At 70.6% G+C, this 16050-nt stretch carries 20 protein-coding genes; 10 read left to right on the top strand and 10 right to left on the bottom strand.

Going from position 1 to position 16050, the window contains the following annotated elements; all coding sequences use genetic code 11:
* Window positions 1-103 precede the first annotated feature (103 nt).
* Complete coding sequence (locus tag A3CE_RS0118445) at window positions 104-1273, top strand: acyl-CoA dehydrogenase family protein (RefSeq protein ID WP_020641585.1); 1170 nt, start codon at window positions 104-106, stop codon at window positions 1271-1273.
* Window positions 1274-1333: 60 nt separating this feature from the next.
* On the opposite strand, the gene A3CE_RS0118440 is transcribed toward A3CE_RS0118445, so the two are convergent.
* Genes A3CE_RS0118440 through A3CE_RS0118425 form a run of 4 tightly spaced genes read right to left on the bottom strand, consistent with a single transcriptional unit; the run spans window position 1334 to window position 4629 of the window.
* The gene (locus tag A3CE_RS0118440; RefSeq protein ID WP_020641584.1) at window positions 1334-1654 is read right to left on the bottom strand and encodes a hypothetical protein; all 321 of its coding nucleotides are present in this window, start codon (window positions 1652-1654) and stop codon (window positions 1334-1336) included.
* Between the two features lie 58 nt (window positions 1655-1712).
* Complete coding sequence (locus A3CE_RS0118435; RefSeq protein WP_020641583.1) at window positions 1713-2348, bottom strand: TetR/AcrR family transcriptional regulator; 636 nt, start codon at window positions 2346-2348, stop codon at window positions 1713-1715.
* Window positions 2345-3895 (bottom strand): ATP-dependent acyl-CoA ligase, encoded by a 1551-nt coding sequence (locus A3CE_RS0118430; RefSeq protein ID WP_020641582.1) that lies wholly within the window; start codon window positions 3893-3895, stop codon window positions 2345-2347. Before A3CE_RS0118430 ends, A3CE_RS0118435 begins: the two co-directional genes overlap by 4 nt.
* Window positions 3892-4629, bottom strand: coding sequence for an enoyl-CoA hydratase/isomerase family protein (locus A3CE_RS0118425; protein WP_020641581.1), 738 nt, complete (start codon window positions 4627-4629; stop codon window positions 3892-3894). Before A3CE_RS0118425 ends, A3CE_RS0118430 begins: the two co-directional genes overlap by 4 nt.
* 48 nt (window positions 4630-4677) lie before the next feature.
* Between A3CE_RS0118425 and A3CE_RS0118420 the strand changes: the two genes are divergently transcribed.
* The gene (locus A3CE_RS0118420) at window positions 4678-6276 is read left to right on the top strand and encodes an amidohydrolase (RefSeq protein ID WP_020641580.1); all 1599 of its coding nucleotides are present in this window, start codon (window positions 4678-4680) and stop codon (window positions 6274-6276) included.
* A gap of 4 nt (window positions 6277-6280) precedes the next feature.
* Here the strand turns inward: A3CE_RS0118420 and A3CE_RS57420 are convergent, their stop codons facing one another.
* A complete protein-coding gene (locus A3CE_RS57420) occupies window positions 6281-6601 on the bottom strand; it encodes a hypothetical protein (protein ID WP_020641579.1) in 321 nt (106 codons plus the stop codon).
* A gap of 64 nt (window positions 6602-6665) precedes the next feature.
* On the opposite strand from A3CE_RS57420, the gene A3CE_RS0118410 reads away from it, so the two are divergent.
* From A3CE_RS0118410 to A3CE_RS0118385, 6 genes are all read left to right on the top strand, one after another.
* A complete protein-coding gene (locus A3CE_RS0118410) occupies window positions 6666-7106 on the top strand; it encodes a GNAT family N-acetyltransferase (RefSeq protein WP_020641578.1) in 441 nt (146 codons plus the stop codon).
* A 40-nt stretch (window positions 7107-7146) separates the two neighbouring features.
* Window positions 7147-7830: a metal-dependent transcriptional regulator gene (locus tag A3CE_RS0118405; protein WP_020641577.1), complete on the top strand. Its 684-nt coding sequence runs from the start codon at window positions 7147-7149 to the stop codon at window positions 7828-7830.
* A 144-nt stretch (window positions 7831-7974) separates the two neighbouring features.
* Entirely contained in the window at window positions 7975-8793 is an 819-nt protein-coding gene (locus tag A3CE_RS0118400) for an LLM class flavin-dependent oxidoreductase (protein WP_026468622.1), read from the top strand.
* Window positions 8794-8958: 165 nt separating this feature from the next.
* Window positions 8959-9303, top strand: a complete 345-nt coding sequence (locus tag A3CE_RS0118395) for a hypothetical protein (RefSeq protein WP_020641575.1) — start codon at window positions 8959-8961, stop codon at window positions 9301-9303.
* A 150-nt stretch (window positions 9304-9453) separates the two neighbouring features.
* Window positions 9454-10512 carry a zinc-binding dehydrogenase gene (locus A3CE_RS0118390; RefSeq protein WP_020641574.1) on the top strand — a complete coding sequence of 353 codons (1059 nt, stop codon included), beginning with the start codon at window positions 9454-9456 and terminating at the stop codon, window positions 10510-10512.
* Between the two features lie 211 nt (window positions 10513-10723).
* A complete protein-coding gene (locus tag A3CE_RS0118385) occupies window positions 10724-11350 on the top strand; it encodes an alpha-ketoglutarate-dependent dioxygenase AlkB family protein (RefSeq protein WP_020641573.1) in 627 nt (208 codons plus the stop codon).
* 15 nt (window positions 11351-11365) lie between these two features.
* Here the strand turns inward: A3CE_RS0118385 and A3CE_RS0118380 are convergent, their stop codons facing one another.
* Together A3CE_RS0118380 and A3CE_RS0118375 are read right to left on the bottom strand one after the other, a co-directional pair.
* Window positions 11366-12448, bottom strand: coding sequence for a hypothetical protein (locus tag A3CE_RS0118380; protein ID WP_125591904.1), 1083 nt, complete (start codon window positions 12446-12448; stop codon window positions 11366-11368).
* A gap of 143 nt (window positions 12449-12591) precedes the next feature.
* On the bottom strand, window positions 12592-13170 hold the full coding sequence (locus tag A3CE_RS0118375) for an ArsR/SmtB family transcription factor (RefSeq protein ID WP_026468621.1): 579 nt from the start codon (window positions 13168-13170) through the stop codon (window positions 12592-12594).
* An 81-nt stretch (window positions 13171-13251) separates the two neighbouring features.
* Here A3CE_RS0118375 and A3CE_RS0118370 point away from each other — a divergent pair, with 81 nt between their 5' ends.
* Window positions 13252-13608: a hypothetical protein gene (locus A3CE_RS0118370; protein WP_020641570.1), complete on the top strand. Its 357-nt coding sequence runs from the start codon at window positions 13252-13254 to the stop codon at window positions 13606-13608.
* Window positions 13601-13831 carry a hypothetical protein gene (locus tag A3CE_RS0118365; RefSeq protein ID WP_020641569.1) on the top strand — a complete coding sequence of 77 codons (231 nt, stop codon included), beginning with the start codon at window positions 13601-13603 and terminating at the stop codon, window positions 13829-13831. The genes A3CE_RS0118370 and A3CE_RS0118365 overlap by 8 nt, the downstream gene beginning before the upstream one ends.
* Before the next feature lie 24 nt (window positions 13832-13855).
* On the opposite strand, the gene A3CE_RS0118360 is transcribed toward A3CE_RS0118365, so the two are convergent.
* The 3 genes from A3CE_RS0118360 to A3CE_RS0118350 are packed head-to-tail and all read right to left on the bottom strand — an operon-like array spanning window position 13856 to window position 16049.
* Entirely contained in the window at window positions 13856-14692 is an 837-nt protein-coding gene (locus A3CE_RS0118360; RefSeq protein ID WP_020641568.1) for a 5-oxoprolinase subunit C family protein, read from the bottom strand.
* Window positions 14689-15300: a 5-oxoprolinase subunit B family protein gene (locus A3CE_RS0118355; RefSeq protein ID WP_020641567.1), complete on the bottom strand. Its 612-nt coding sequence runs from the start codon at window positions 15298-15300 to the stop codon at window positions 14689-14691. Before A3CE_RS0118355 ends, A3CE_RS0118360 begins: the two co-directional genes overlap by 4 nt.
* Window positions 15297-16049 (bottom strand): LamB/YcsF family protein, encoded by a 753-nt coding sequence (locus A3CE_RS0118350; protein WP_020641566.1) that lies wholly within the window; start codon window positions 16047-16049, stop codon window positions 15297-15299. The genes A3CE_RS0118355 and A3CE_RS0118350 overlap by 4 nt, the downstream gene beginning before the upstream one ends.
* Window position 16050: the final 1 nt, after the last annotated feature.

The following is a 16050-nucleotide window of genomic DNA, read 5'->3' as shown; positions in this document are numbered from 1 at the left end:
AGCCGTTGTCACGAATTCCGGCCGAGGTCTGGGGTTACCCCGTACTCAGGAGGTACCCTGAACTAAGCAAGCGCTTAGCCAGTGTCGGAGGAGCAGCCACGCCATGGACTTTTCACTCAGCACGGAAGAACGGGAAGTGCGCGACTGGGTCCGCACGTTCGTCCAGCGGGAGCTGATCCCGCTCGAGCAGGAGGTCCTGCGGCGCGAGCGCGCCCACCAGCCCGGCCTGACCGGCGAGGAGCTGAAGGACCTCCAGCTCAAGGCGAAGGAGTCCGGCTTCTGGGGTGTGCTGACCCCGGAGGAGTGCGGCGGCATGGGCCTGTCCGCCGTGATGGCCGCGCTGCTGGAGGCCGAGCTCGGCCGCACCTTCGTCCCGTTCCGCTTCGGCGGCGCCGCGGACAACATCCTGTTCCACGCCAACGAAGAGCAGAAGCAGACCTACCTGCTGCCGACCATCTCGGGCGAGCGCAAGTCGTGCTTCGCGATCACCGAGCCGGGCGCCGGGTCGGACGCCAAGGCCATCCGGACCACCGCTCGCAAGGACGGCGGCGACTGGGTCATCAACGGCGAGAAGACCTTCATCACCGGTGGCAACGAGGCCGACTTCACCATGGTCTTCGCGATCACCGACCCGGAGAAGGGCGCGAACGGCGGCGTCACCTGCTTCCTCGTCGACCGCGAGGCCGGCTGGAAGTCCGAGTACATCGACACCATGGGCGAGTGGGGTCCGGCGTCACTGATCTTCCAGGACGTCCGCGTGCCCGAGACGCAGATCCTCGGCGAAGAGGGCCGCGGCTTCGAGCTGGCCATGCAGTGGATCGGCCAGGGCCGCTACCTGCTGCCCGCCCGCGCGATCGGTTCGTGCGAGCGGCTGATCTCGATGGCCATCGAGCACGCCAACACCCGCGAGACGTTCGGCCAGAAGATCGCGGAGCGGCAGGCCATCCAGTGGATGATCGCCGACTCCGGTGTCGAGCTGGAAGCGCTGCGGTGGCTGGTGCTGCACGCCGCCTGGCAGGTCGACCAGGGCGTCGATTCGCGGCACGCGCAGTCGATGGCGAAGCTCTACGGTGGCCAGAAGGCCAACGAAATCGTCGACCGCGTCCTGCAGATCCACGGTGGCATGGGTTACACGCGCGAGCTTCCGGTCGAGCGGTGGTACCGCGAGCTGCGGCTGCTGCGCATCTACGAGGGCACCGACGAGATCCAGCGCCGCACCATCGCCCGCAACCTGCTCAAGGGGCACGTCAAGGTCGGCGGGACACTGGGCTGAGAACGCGAGAAGCCGTCAAGGCCGCCTTTTCCCGGCGGCCTTGACGGCGCTTCGGCTTGCTTACTTCTTGTTGCGAATGGCGATCGGGACGCCCGCGAGGTCCTCTTCGTTGCACAGGAGCTTCACGTCGTAGTACGGCGAACCCTGACGGTCGTCGTAGTCGAGGTGGATGGCCAGGACATCGAGCGGCTCGCCCAGCCACTCCTGGGCCTGCCGTAGCCACGCGGAGCACCGTGCCAGGGCGGTGGGGAGATCGTCATCGCGGAACTCGACGGGGCGATAAGGGACATCCTGCACCTGATCGCGGGGGCTTTCCGGCGCCGGGAGGCCCGGCGCGAGACCCGAGTCGTCCAGTTCCAGTTGGATCGTTTCCTCAGTCACCCTTCGAGCGTCCCCCACGTACGCCGTCTGGGCAAGGCGTACACAGGTAAAAGCGCCGCTAAACGGACATGCCCCACTCTTTCGCGATGATTTCCCGGCAGCGTGCCAAGTCGTGGACGCCGGGCGGTGCGGTGCAGCCCAGCGCCCTCGACGCCAGCTCCGCGTAGTGCTCGGCGAGCTGGTCCAGCGCCAGCGGGCCGCGTGGGGAATACCACCTCGCGACGCCGCTGCACATCTCCAGCAGAGCCAGCCGGGTCACCGCCGGGTGCGCCACCCGGAACACCCCGGCCGCGACGCCTTCGTCGATGGCCGCGGCCCACAGCCGTTCGTAGGCGTCGCGCAGGGCCACGACGGGCTCGCGCGCGGCCGGGGACAGCACGTCGACTTCGTTGTCCACCACCCGGGTTTCCGCCGGACCGACGGCGTGCGCGAGGACGTGCAGCGCGACCAGCGTCCGCAGCCGGTGCACCGGGTCGCCGCCGCCCGCGGTCGCCTCGCGCGCCGCGTCGAGCAGCCGGTTCAGCGCCGTGTGCATGATCTCCGCGAGGAGATCCTCCTTGGTGCCCATGTAGTGGTACAGGCTGGCCGAGGAGAGTTCCGCCTCCTGCGCGAGATCCCGGATGCCGGTGCCGTGGAAGCCCTTGGTGGCGAACAGCTTCACCGCCGCCGCGCGGACCCGCTCCCGGCTGCTCACAGCCACGCTTCCGCCTTCGCGTCCCAGGACCCGGCGCGCGGGTCGGTCACCTTCCGCAGCTCGCCCTTGGCGACCCGTTCCGACGGCGTCATCGGCAGCCCCTCGGCGAACGCCCAGAACCGGGGAACCTTGAAGTAGGCCAGTTTTCCGGCGCAGAACGCGGCGAGCTCGGCGGGCTCCGGGCGGTCGCCGTCGCAGACGACGTACGCCTTGATCTCCTCGCCGCGCAGCTCGTCGGGCACCGCGACGACGGCCGCCAGCCGCACCGCGGGGTGCAGCAGCAGGGCGCGCTCGACCTCGTCGGCGGAGACGTTCTCGCCGCTGCGGCGGATCATGTCCTTCGTGCGGCCGACGTAGTAGACGCGGCCGGCGGTGTCCATCCGGGCCAGATCGCCGGTGTGGAACCAGCCGTTCCCGAACGCCTTCGCCGTCGCTTCCGGATCGTCGTGGTAGCCGTGCATCAGCCCGATCCCGCGGATCAGCAGCTGCCCGGTTTCCCCGCGCGGCACCGGCTTCCCGTCGTCGCCGGCGATCAGCACCTCGCGGTCGCGGCTCGGCCGCCCGATGCAGCCGGTGCCGACGGTCTCGTCGTGGTCGGCGGCGGTCATCCGGATGTCGCCGCCGGTTTCGGTCATCCCGAACGCCTCGTACCACGGCACACCCCAGCGCGCCTCCAGCTCGGCGTGCAGGTCGTGCGGGATCGCGGACGCGCAGATCGCGCGGACGCGGTGGTCGCGGTCGGCTTCGGACGGTTCCTGCCGCAGCAGCAGCGCCGGCATCAGGCCGAGGCAGTAGAACCAGGTGACGCCGTGCTCGCGCACCTTCGCCCAGAACGTGCTCGGGTGGAAGCGGTCCAGGACCACGAGGGTGGCGCCGCCGGCGAGTCCCAACGCGACGTTCCACTGTGGATCGATGTAGTGGAACGGCTGCGCGGTCAGGATGACGTCGTCCTCGCCGACCGCGGGGAAGTCGGTGGCCAGGCTCACCGCGAGGGTCGTCCAGTAGCGGTTCGGCAGGACACAGCCCTTGGGGGCGCCGGTGGTGCCGGAGGTGTACTGGATGTTGACCGGCAGCTCGGGCACCGGGGTGAAGGCGCCACTTTCACGTGAAAGTGGCGCCCCCAGGTCGGCGCTTTCACGTGAAAGCGACGCTGGCGTGATGACCTCGGTGAGGCCGATCCGGTCGAGGAGATCGGTGAACTCCGGGGCGGCGACGGCCAGCTTCGCGCCGGAGTGGCGGAGGACGTGGGCGCCGTCGAACTCCTGGTAGTTCGTGTTGACCGGCACCAGTTGCGCCCCGATCTTCGCCAGCGCCAGCCAGACGAGCGGGAACTCCGGCTGGTTGCGCAGCATCACGGCGACCCGGTCGCCCGGCTCGATGCCGCGTTCGGCCAGTGCCGCGGCGAGCCGGGAGCTTTCGCGGTCGACGTCGGCGAAGGTGAACGTCCGGTCCAGGTGATCGAACACCCAGGCCGTGCGGTCCGGCCACAGCGCGGCAGCCCGCGTGACGAGCTGCGCGAGGGTCCCGATCTCGGTGAGGGGCGTCACACCCGGCTCCGGAACGCTTCCGTGGACGCGGCGACCGCGGCCGAGTGCTCGGTGATCAGGGCGTGGCTGACTTCGAGTTCGAGAGCGGGCTCGATGTCGGTGCTCGCGTCGAGGACGCGCTTCGCCATGGCTGCCGCCTCGGGCGGGTGCTCCGCGATCCGCTTCGCCCAGCTCAGCGCCTCGGCCTGCAGCTGCCCGGCGGGCACGGCGGCGTTGACCATGCCCAGTCCGGCGGCCTTGCGGCCGTCGAAGCGCTCGCCGAGCAGGAGCAGTTCCTTCGCCTTGAGCGGGCCGACCAGCAGGGGCAGCAGCCGCGACGCCGCGCCGGTGACGCTCAGGCCGAGCGAGACCTCGGGGAACGCGAACACGGCGTCCTCGGCGGCCAGGATCAGGTCGCAGCCGAGCGCGAACTCCGCGCCGGCGCCGATCGCGTAGCCGTGCACCGCCGCGACGACCGGCTGGCGCAGCCCGCGCAGCCGCCGCGTGACGTCCTGAAGCCGGTCCAGCCGCGCCCGCGAGTCACCCTCGGGGGTGGGTTCCTTGAGGTCGTGGCCCGCACAGAAGGCGCGTCCGTTCCCGGAGAGGACGACCACGCGGGCGTCGCTGCGGGCGGCCGCGTCGAGAGCGACGAGGAAGTCGTCGACCAGGACGGCGGCGACGGCGTTCAGCCGCTCGGGCCGGTTCAGCCGGATCTGCGCGATGCCGTCCTCGACGGCGAACTCCACGGTGGGCATGAGGGCGATGCTAGACGTTCGATCGATCGATCGATAGCCTCTGGAGGTATGCGGGTCGACACGGTCTACGAGAACGCCACGGTGTGGACGGGCACCGGCGTCACCAGCGCAGTCGCCGTCCTGCACGGCCGGGTCGTCGCGCTCGGGGACGATGCCCTTTCCCTTTCGGCGCGCTCGCGGATCGACTTGGCCGGCGGGTTCGTCGTGCCGGGGTTCCACGACGCGCACAACCACATGGCGTGGTTCGGGATGAGCCTCGACGACGTCCCGCTCAGCGACTGCCGCAGTGTCGAGGAGGTCTATGACGCCGTCGCCGCGCGAGCCGCGACGCTGCCGCCCGGGAACTGGGTGGTCGGGAGCGGGTACGACCAGAACAAGCTCGCGGGCGGCCACCCGGACCGGCACGGTCTCGACCGCGCCGCGCCGGGGATGCTGGTGCGGCTCAAGCACACGTCCGGCCACATGACCGTGGTCAACTCGGCCGTGCTCGACCAGCTCGACCTGGCCAACGTGCCGGTGGGCGGCGATGTCGTGCACGCCGACGGCTCGCCGACCGGGCTTTTGCGCGAGCAGGCCCAGCTGCTGCTGCGGCCGCTGACCTACCCGACGCCGGTCTCGCGGGTGGTCCGCGGGCTCGAGCGCGCGTCCGAGCAGTACCTGGCCGAGGGCATCACCAGCGTCCAGGAGGCCGGGATCGGCGGCGGGCTGGTCGGCGAGACGCCCGCCGAGCTGGCCGCGTACCAGCTCGCGCGCGACCGCGGCGTGCTGCGCGTGCGCAGCACGGTGATGGTCGCCGCGAGCGTGCTGCACGACCTGCCCGACGGCGCCGGCTTCGGCCTGGACCTCGGCCTGCGCACCGGTTTGGGCGACGAATGGCTGCGCGTCGGCCCGATGAAGTTGTTCGCCGACGGTTCGCTCGTCGGGCGCACCTGCGCGATGCACGACCCGTTCGACGGCGAGCCGGAGAACCGCGGCTACTTCCAGGTGCCCGAGGAGTCACTGGCGGACACGATCCGCCGCGCGCACGACGCGGGCTGGCAGATCGCGACGCACGCGATCGGCGACCGCGCGATCACCGTCGTCCTCGACGCGTACGAAGCCGCGTTGGCCGCTTCGCCGCGTACGGACCACCGACACCGCATCGAGCACTGCGCGGTGCTTCAGCCCACGGAGTTGACTCGGCTCGCTTCGCTCGGGCTGATCGCTTCGCCGCAGGGACGGTTCGTCAACGAGCTCGGCGACGGCATGCGCGCCGCCCTCGGCGAGTCACGCGTCCCCTGGTGCTACCGCCTGCGAAGCGTCCTCGAAGCGGGTTGCGTGCTTCCCGCGTCTTCGGACCGCCCGGTCGTGAAGGGCGCGCCACTGCTCGCACTGGCCGACATGGTGCGTCGGCGCACGGCGTCCGGCGCGCCCTTCGCACCCGAAGAGGCGCTGACGCCGGAGCAGGCGTTGCGCGCGTACACGTATGGCTCGGCGTACGCGACCTTCGCGGAGCGTGACCTGGGCACGCTCGAACCCGGGAAGCTCGCCGATTTAGCCGTGTTGTCCGGTTCGCCCCTGGACGAGTCCGCTTTGGACGACCCTGCTTTTGAAGAACTCCGCGTGCAAGGCACCGCCGTCGGCGGCGAACTGCGTTATCAAGCGTGATGACTCACTTCCTTCCCACGAACTCGAGCGCTTCTTCCGCCAGCGCGGACCAGGGCTGCGTCGACCCCGCGTCCAGCGCCAGCCATTCCTTCATCGGCGTGCCCTTGTTGGCGTCGAAGCGCACGCCGTGCCCGCCCTCCACCAGGTCGTCCACCCGGCTCTTGGGCAGCTTCAGCACCAGCTGCCCGCGGACGAACATCGCGAAGATCCGCCCCTGCGCGCGCAGGGCGGAGCGCCCGAAGCCACTCGTCGCGCCGGGTGGCGTGATGCCCGGCCGTCCGGTGAACTCCTCGACCAGGTCCTCGAACTTCTCCTCTGGTGACATCGACCCCCTCCGCTTCCTTCAAGCCCGACAGTAACGACCACCACCGACAAAACCGGGAGGCGAGATGCCCGTCCGCGACGCCGTCTTCGAAGACATCGAAGAGATCTGCGCGCTCATCGAAGAGCACGCCGTCTACGAGGACAACCACGACCTGAAGCTGGACCGCGCCGAGATGAGCGGCCACCTGTTCGGGCCGGACCCGAAGGCGTGGGTGCTCATCGCGACCCCGCCCGGCGAGCCCGGCACGGTGGCCGGCTTCGCCTTCTGCAGCTGGAACTTCTCCACGTGGGAGGCCCGGCCGGGGATCTGGCTGGACGACCTGTTCGTCCGTCCCGCGCACCGGCGCTACGGGCTCGGCAGCGAGCTGCTGGACGAGCTGCGCACCCGCACGACCGGGCGCGTCGAGTGGGACATGCAGGCCGGCAACGAAAAAGCGGAGGCGTTCTACGCCCAGCTCGGCGCCGAGCCGGTCCCCGGCTGGGTCCGCTACCGCTGGCGAACGTGAACTTTCACGAGAAAGTACGCCGCCCCGTATCGTATGCGGTATGGGAGATGGTTCGGTTCGGCGGTCCTCGTCGGTCGAGGACTACGTCCGGGTGATCTACGGCCTGGTCGAGCGGGGTGAGGCGGTCACCAACGCGTCGCTCGCCGGCCGGCTGGAGGTCAGCCCGTCCTCGGCGTCGGGGATGGTCACGAAGCTGTCCCAGCTCGGCCTGGTCACGCACGTGCCGTACCGCGGCATCGAGCTCACCGCCGACGGCAGGCTGCTGGCGCGGTCGGTGCTGCGGCGGCACCGGCTGATCGAGACGTACCTGGTTTCGGAGCTCGGCTACACCTGGGACGAGGTCCACGCCGAGGCCGACGCGCTCGAGCACGCGGTGTCCGACCGGCTGGTCGAGCGCATCGCGGCGAAGCTGGGCAACCCGGTCCGCGACCCCCACGGCGACCCGATCCCGGCCCCCGACGGCAGCGTCGAGGAAATACCGGTCCGCATCCTCGACGACCTCCCGCCGGGCGCGGTCGGCGAGATCGTGCGGGTCTGGGACACCGACCCGGAGCTGCTGCGGTACCTGACGGAACACGCGATCAACCTGGGCGAACGCATCGAGGTCGTCGAGCGTCAGCCGTTCGGGGGACCGATGGTGGTGAAGGTGGGCTCCCCGCCCGACGCGGCCACGCACGCCATCGGCAAGGAGATCGCGCAGGCCTTGTCGGTCACCCTGCGCTGAGCCGGTCGCGAACGTCATGAACGACTCGTTCCTGACCTCCGACGTCATGAACGACTCGTTCATGACGTCGGGCGAAACGCGTACGCGCGAGTGACGTCGTGAAGCGGATGTGGTGACAAGGCCGCGGCCACGACCATGAGCGGCATGAAACCCTTCCGCTTCGGCATCGTCGCCGGCTACGCACCCGACCTCACGTCATGGACCGCCCAGGCCGAGCGGGTCGAGAAGCTCGGCTTCGACACCCTGCTCGCCACCGATCCCGTCGGCACCGCCGACCCCTTCGTCCTCCTCGGGGCCGCTGCCGCGGTCACCCTGGACCTCACCGTCGGTACCTTCGTGCTCGCCGACCCCTTCCGCGACGCCAGGACGCTCGACTGGCAGGTGCGGACGCTGCACCAGCAGACCGGCGGCCGGTTCGAGCTCGGGCTCGGCATCGGACGGCCCGGTGGCGAGGTGCACGCCGGCACGCTCGGGCGGGAGTACCCCTCACCGGGTGAGCGCATCACACGGATGGCCGAGACGATCACCTACCTCAAGCGCACGGCCGACCGGCCACGGCTGATGCTCGCCGGCGGCGGCCCGAAAATGCTGGCCCTCGCCGCGCAAGAAGCCGACATCGTCACGCTCAGCTGGGGACCGAAGACCACCGAAACCGAAGCGCAGTCCATTGTGGATCGATTCCGCGCGCTCGCGGGCCCGCGGCTGCCCGAGATCGAGCTCAGCCTGAACCTGATGGCCGTCGGGGACGAGCCGTCACCCGCGATCGCTCGCTGGGCCGGGGTCGACGTGCCCGAGCTCGCCGCCGGCGGTGCGGTCACCGTCCTGCCCGCCGACCCCGGGCAGGCCGCGGAAAAGCTTCTCCGGTGGCGGGAGCGGTGGGGGATTTCCTACGTCACGATCAACTCCGGCTATGCGGAACCGTTCGCCGTGATCGCCGACGAGGTGCGCAAGGCAGGTGGGTGAGGGCCCTTCCGATCTTGCGAAGCTGCGCCTACGCTCCAATGTTCGTAATCGGGAGTGAGGCTTGTTCTGGTCAGGTCGCCGCGCCCCGCCCACTCACCGCAGCTGAGGCGCAAAGTCATGCGGCGGCCGACGGCTGAACAAGCCTCAGAGCTTCGGAGCGTTGTGATGACCGGTCAGCGAACACGCACCATCGACCGGGGGGAACAGGCGGAGCTGAGCCGGCTGCTGGCTGCCGGGCCGTTCGACGTCGCCCTGCGGGCGGCGATCCGGGCCCGTGGCCTCGGCCTCGATCGGATCCGCTATCGCTTGCGCGGCAGGGGAACCACGGTCAGCCTGGCCACCCTCAGCCACTGGCAGTCCGGGCGGTGCCGGCCGGAGCGGCCGGAATCGTTGGAGGCCTTGCGGAATCTCGAGGACATCCTGAACGTGCCGGACGGCTCGCTCAGCAGGCTCCTCGGGCCGCCTCGGAACAGAGCGCGCTTCCACGCGCAGCCATCGGTGCTCAACTGAGAGTCTTGCCCGGCCCGGCTCGCTAGCCCGGGCCAAAGGTCTTGAATGAGTCATTCAGGACCTCCGAAGTCCTGAATGAGTCATTCAGGACGTTCGCCCTCGCCGCCGCGCTGTCGACGAACCTCGGACGCGCGACACTAGGCTCGCGCCATGCGAGCTGTGGTGATGGAGGAGTTCCGGGTCCCGCCCGTGGTGCGGGACGTGCCGGAGCCGGTGGCCGCCCCGGGTGGCGCGGTGATCGAGGTCGACGCCACCGGCGTGTGCCGCAGCGACTGGCACACGTGGCAGGGCCACGACACCGCGGTGCAGCTGCCGCACGTCGCCGGGCACGAGCTCGCCGGCCGGATCGTCGCGCTGGGCGAGGGCGTCCGCGGCTGGGAGCTCGGCGCGCGCGTCACCGTGCCGTTCGTCTGCGCCTGCGGGTCCTGTGCCCAGTGCGCCCGCGGTGACCAGCAGATCTGCGACCGCGAGTTCCAGCCCGGCGCGACGCACTGGGGGTCGTTCGCCGAGCGCGTCGCGATCGAGCACGCCGAGACGAACCTGGTGGCCCTGCCGGACTCGCTCGGCTCGGCCGAGGCCGCGGCGCTGGGCTGCCGGTTCGGCACGGCGTTCCGCGCGGTGCTGCGGCAGGGCCGGGTCAGCGCGGGGCAGTGGGTGTCGGTGTACGGCTGCGGCGGCGTCGGGATCTCCGCGGTGCTGCTGGCCGTCGCGGCGGGCGCGAAGGTCGTCGCCGTCGACGTCTCGCCGTCCGCGCTCCAGCTCGCCGCGAAGTCGGGGGCCGCGCTGACCGTCGACTCGGCCGCGTTCGACGGCCCGGAAGCCGTCGCCGCGCACGTCCGGGAGCTGACCGGCGGCGGTACGCACGTTTCGCTCGACTGCCTCGGCTCGCCGTCGACGTGCGCCGCCTCGGTCGGCAGCCTCCGCAAGCGCGGCCGGCACGTCCAGGCCGGCCTGATGCCGCCGGCGCAGGGCGTCGCGCCGATCCCGATGCACCGGGTCGTCGGCGGCGAGCTGGAGCTGGCCGGGGTCCACGGCCTGCAGGCCCACGAGTACCCGGAACTGCTGCGCGTCGTCGAGACGGCCGGGATCGACCTCGCCGCGCTGATCGGCCGCCGGATCGGGCTGGACGACGTCCCGGCGGCGCTGGCCGCGATGAACGACCCCGTTCCGGCCCACGCCGGCGTCACTGTCGTGACATTCCGTGACTGACCGGCGTCGCCGTGGTCAAGAGACCCGTTTGTAGCTGATCCTCGCTGGCATGTGACATTCAGGTGTGGGAATGTCGAACGGTGGTGGCCCAAGGCGAGGGGATCCGGCCGCAGGAGCGTCCCGCTGATCTGCCGGGGCGGCTCCTGCGGCTGTCCGGGACCGCGGACGTCACGTTCCGTGTGCACCGGGAGTCTCCGGCACAATCGAGGTGATGGACGCCCTTCTCCCGCGCCCGCGCGCCGAGGTCGCGCCCGGCGCCGTGCACCTCCCCGGCTGGCTCGGCTTCGACGAGCAGCGCGCGCTCGTCGCGGCCTGCCGAGGCTGGTCCGGCTACCGCCACACCCGGCTGCCGAACGGCGGCGTGATGTCGGTGAAGTCCGTCTGTCTCGGCTGGCACTGGTACCCGCACGGCTACTCGCGCACGACCGGCGAGGGGACGCCGGTGCCGCCGTTCCCGGACTGGCTCGGCGACCTCGGCCGCCGCGCGCTGGCGGCCGCGTACGACGAGCCGTCCGAGGCGTACGCGCCGGACATCGCGCTGGTCAACTTCTACGACGCCACCGCGAAGATGGGGCTGCACCAGGACAAGGACGAGCGCAGCCCCGACCCGGTGGTGTCGTTCAGCCTCGGCGACGCCTGCGTGTTCCGCTTCGGCAACACCGAAACCCGCGGCCGCCCGTACACCGACGTCGAACTGTGCTCGGGTGACGTGTTCGTCTTCGGCGGCCCGTCCCGGCTCGCCTACCACGGCGTGCCGAAGACGCTGCCGGGCACGGCGGACCCGGCGCTGGGTCTCGACGGGCGGCTGAACATCACGCTGCGGGTGTCCGGCTTCTAGTCTTGAGTGGACTCGTCAGTCGGGCAGGTACTCGAAGTGCTGCCGGAAGGACTTCTGTGCGTCCGCGGATCGCGGGTCGAGGCCGGACAGCCGCAAGCCGGAGTGCGAGCGTCGCCTCGGCAGGCCGAGGTCGACGGCGAAATCGCTTTCGGTGAGGTCGCCCGCGGCGATGGTCCAGAACTCCTCCGCGTCCTTCCAGACGGCTCGCATCTTCTGGTTCATCGGAAGGTTCGCCCGGTTCTCGCCCAGTGCGTTGTGGTGGATGTGGAGCAGTTCGTGCATCAGCTCGACCCGGCTGGGTGAATAGTACGGGCGACCCTCCGCGTCGAAGGAGATCGATCCACGCATAATGACGATCAGCGCGTCCCGCGCCGAAAGTGTCTCGAAGATCTTCCACTGCTCTTCCAGTTCCGGGGCGTGCACGGGCGCGCTCAGCACGCTTTCCCCGCCGTGTCCGGGCGCGATTCTGGCCAGCCGGCTCCGGGTTTGTGTCTCGTCTTCCTCTTCGGTCATCTGGCCGGCGTCCGCCGCGGCCGTCGCGTTCACGCCGTGCGCGTTCGGATTCGCGAGCAGGCTGCTCGGTTCGGATTTGTAGACAGTTCCGATGCTCAGGGGCTTCTTGGTCGTGGCCAGCCGTGTGAGGAGCCGGCGTCCCGGGTCGCTCAGCGAGGAAACCCAGAGCGAGAGCACGAGGAGGTTGCCGACGCCGTTGAGGAAGTCCACTTCCCTGTCGCACGTCTTCGGCGTGCGGGCGAGTGGCTTGGCGACGGAGAGGGTGCCGACGACCGCGGCGAGGTCTCCGGAGGGGTCCGGCACGGCGCCGGTAACGGTCGCGACAGCTTCGTAGGCGCAGAACAACACCTCGGCGTAGTCGGTGATTATCCCGCTGCGGTCATTCTGGGTGGAAATGGGCTTGTCGAGTTCGTATCCGGCCAACTCGACGGTAATGCGATTCGCGAAGGCGATCTCGGTCTCGCGCAACGCGCGAAGCAGGCCGGGGAAATCGTTCACCGCTTCGAACTGTGAATACAGGCTGGCCGGTGCCCCGACTCTCGAGATAATTTCCTGCGAGATCTTATTGCCGATTTTTTCATACATTCGGATTCTCCCCACGTGTCCGGCGGAACGAACCAGGTTATCCGGCCGCAGGGAAAAAACTCGCGGGTAACACCCGGGTGGCCGCCCGGTGGGTGCGCGGCGACCAACGGCTGTGCTCCGGTCAGCCGATGCGCACGCGACCGTCAGGATGAAGGCCCGTCTTCTTCGGGCACCACGATGAGCCGGATGGCCAGCGACCGCGAGCCTTCGGGGTGCTGCCCCGGCTCGCTGACGTACTTCCACACCAGGTTCTGGTATTCCTCGACGAACGACGTGACCTGGTCCTTCGTCAGGTGCAGGCCGGAGCGGTAGATCTGGTTCCAGCCCTCGGACTTCTCGTAGCCCGCGTACGCGCGGGTGACCAGACCGAGGTCGTGACTCATCTTGAGCGCGCCGAGCTTGAGCATCGCCTCGCGCTCGTCCGGGGTCAGTTCGAGCCCGGGCGGGGTGTAGATGTCTTTTGAGCGCGACTTCCACCAGCGCTCGCGGCCGTCCCCGCGGTCCTCGAGCTCTTCGATCAGCTCCAGGTCGGCGAGCTTGCGGAGGTGGTAGCTGGTCGTCCCGGTGCTCTCGCCGAGGGCCTTCGCGACGCTCGTCGAGTTCGCTTCGCCGTGTTTGCCCAGGTAGGCCAGGATGTCGCGGCGCACCGGGTTGGCCAGTGCCTTGTAGAAGGCCTTGAGATCCGCGCCGGTGAGCACGCGTTTTTCGGGACGTTGGACCATGCTCGGAGGGTACTACAGAGATTGTTTGCAAAGAATCTCTGCAATCGCTACCTTGGGTCGGGAGAGAACTCGGGGGTTCACATGAAGAAGGTCTTCTGGGCGGCGGGGTTGTGCCTCCTGCCGTGGATCGCAGTACTGGGGATGACGCTGCCGGACGCCGTCCAGGCGCAGCACTGGCGGCTGGCCTGGACCGGCTTCGACGCGGCCGAGGCGTTCGGCCTGCTGGCCACGGCCTGGCTGCTCGGGCGCGGCGATCCGCGGACGCCGTTCGCGGCGATCGCCACCGCGACGCTGCTGCTGGCCGACGCCTGGTTCGACGTCGTGACGGCCGGCGACGACGTCGTGTTTTCCCTGCTCATGGCCGGTCTCGAGGTGCCGCTGGCGCTGGCGTGCCTGTCGGTGGCCCTCCCGCGGCCGGCGGTGCCCGCGCATGTCTGAGCTGGACGCGCGGCTGCGCGACGAGATCGACGACCAGGTCGCGGAGGCCCTCGACGCCTATCTCGCCGAGCAGCAGCCCCGTCGGGTGCGGCGCGGATGGCCGGTGGTGGTGACGGTGGCACTGGGGGTCGTCACCACCTGGCTCGCGCCCGGGGCGGCCTGGGCGGCGTGGCTCGCGATCGCGGCCATCAACGTCGCCTGGCTGGTGGTCGTGAGTGAGTAACAGTGTTAGAACACTGTTACTCACTCACGACGCGGGACGGAAGCGCACTGTCTGGCCCGGCCGCAGCTGGGCCGCCAGATCGAGGTCGTCCTCCTCGACGACCGCGATCACCGGATAGCCGCCGGTCGTCGGGTGGTCGGCGTGGAACAGGATCGGCCGGCCCGACGGCGGCACCTGCAGCGATCCCGGTACGCACGCCTCCGACGGCAGCTCGTCGTGCCGCGCGCGCGAAAGGGCGGGCCCGGTGAGCCGGATGCCGACGCGGTCCGAATCCGGTGACACGGTGTACACAGTGGACAGCAGCTCGTCCGGCGCGGCGAACCAGTCGCGACGCGGACCCGGTGTCACGCGCAGCACCGGCGCGTCCGGCCAGGCCGCCCGGGGCGCGAGGTCCACGACGGGGAAGGCGCGCGGGGCCGGGCCGACCGGCAGCAGCATCCCGGCCGTCACCGGTGGCGGGCCGAGCTTCCCGAGCGTGTCCGTCGCCCGGGAGCCGAGCACCGGCGGTACGTCGATCCCGCCGCGCACCGCGACGTAACAACGCAGACCGGAAACGGCCGTGCCGAGCGCGAGTTCCTCCCCGGGCCACAACGTGATCGGCCCGTTCGGCCCGCCCTTCGAGAGCGGGCAGGAAGCGCCGGTGACCGCCACGGTGGACAGGCCCGACGCGCGCAGCACCAGACCGCCGAGCGTGACCTCCAGGGCCGCGGCCCCGGCCGGGTTCCCGACGAGCCGGTTGGCCAGCCGGAACGACTCGCGGTCGGCCGCGCCGGACCGGCCGACGCCGAGCGCCGCGTGGCCCGGGCGGCCGAGGTCCTGCACCGTCGTCGAGAACCCCGGCCGGACCACTTCCAGCTTCACGGCGTCACCGCCTCGAAACGGACCTTCGTGCCCGGTGGCAACAGGTTCGGCGGATCGCGTTCGACGTCCCACACCGGCACGTCCGTCCGGCCCAGCAGCCGCCAGCCGCCGGGGGACGCGCTCGGGTAGACCGCGCTGTACTCGCCCGCGATCGCGACCGAGCCGGGCGGGATGCGGGTGCGCGGCGACGACCGGCGTGACACGTGCAGCAGCGGATCCGACCCCGCCAGGTACGCGAACCCCGGCGCGAAGCCACAAAAGGCCGAAATGTACGTCCCCGCGGTGTGCCGTGAGATCAGCGAACCCACGCTCAACCCCGTCTCCGCGGCGACGCCGTCCAGGTCTTCGCCGTCGTAGACCACCGGGATCACCACCTCGCCCGCTTCCGACACCGCACTGTCCACAGGAGACACTTGACGCAGCAGGGCGCCCAGGCGGTCCGCGTCGGTCACCGAGGGGTCGAAGCGGACCAGCAGCGTCCGGGCCGCCGGGACGAGCTCCTCGACGCCGTCCGGCAGCGACTGCGTCAGGGCCGCCTGGAAGCCCAGCACGTCGTCGGATTCCACCAGCACCGCGCGCCGCCCGCACGGCAGCAGCCGGACGGTCATCCGGTGAACGCGGCGAGCGGGACGTCCGCGGCGGCCAGGCCGTCGCGGATCCGGCGGGCGAGCTCGACCGCGCCCGGTGTGTCCCCGTGCACGCACAGGGAATCCGGGCGCAGGTCGAGCTTGCCGCCGTCGGCCGTCACGACCCCGCCGCCGGTCGCCATCGCCACCGCCCGCTCGGCGACGGCCGAAGCGTCGTGCAGGACCGCGCCCGGCTGCTTGCGTGAGACGAGCCGGCCTTCCGCGGTGTACGCCCGGTCCGCGAACGCCTCCGCGTACGCGACGACACCAGTTTTTTCCGCTTCCCGCTGCATTTCCGAGTCCGGGAGGCAGAGCAGCGCGAGCGCGGGGTCGTACCGGCGCAGGCCGTCGACGATCGCCGCCGCCTGCTCGGCGTCGGCCGCCGCGGTGTTGTACAACGCGCCGTGCGGCTTCACGTACGTCACGCGGCTGCCCGCCGCCCGGGCGAACGCGTCGAGCGCCCCGATCTGGTAGAGCACTTCGTCGGCCAGCTCGGCCGGCGCGATGTCGAGCGCGCGCCTGCCGAAGCCGGCCAGGTCGCGGTAGCCGACGTGCGCGCCGATCGCGACGTCGCGCTCGGCCGCCAGCTCGCACACCCGCCGCATCACCGGCGGGTCGCCGGCGTGGAAGCCGCACGCGACGTTCGCGCTGGTCACGATGTCGAGCATGGCTTCGTCGTCGCCCATCTTCCAGGCGCCGAAGCCCTCGCCGAGATCGCTGTTCAGATCCATT

It is taken from the genome of Amycolatopsis balhimycina FH 1894 (genome assembly GCF_000384295.1).
In the GTDB taxonomy this organism is placed as follows: Bacteria; Actinomycetota; Actinomycetes; order Mycobacteriales; family Pseudonocardiaceae; genus Amycolatopsis; species Amycolatopsis balhimycina.
Note: the sequence above shows the minus strand (reverse complement) of the source record. Positions and strands in the feature narration are given on the sequence as shown.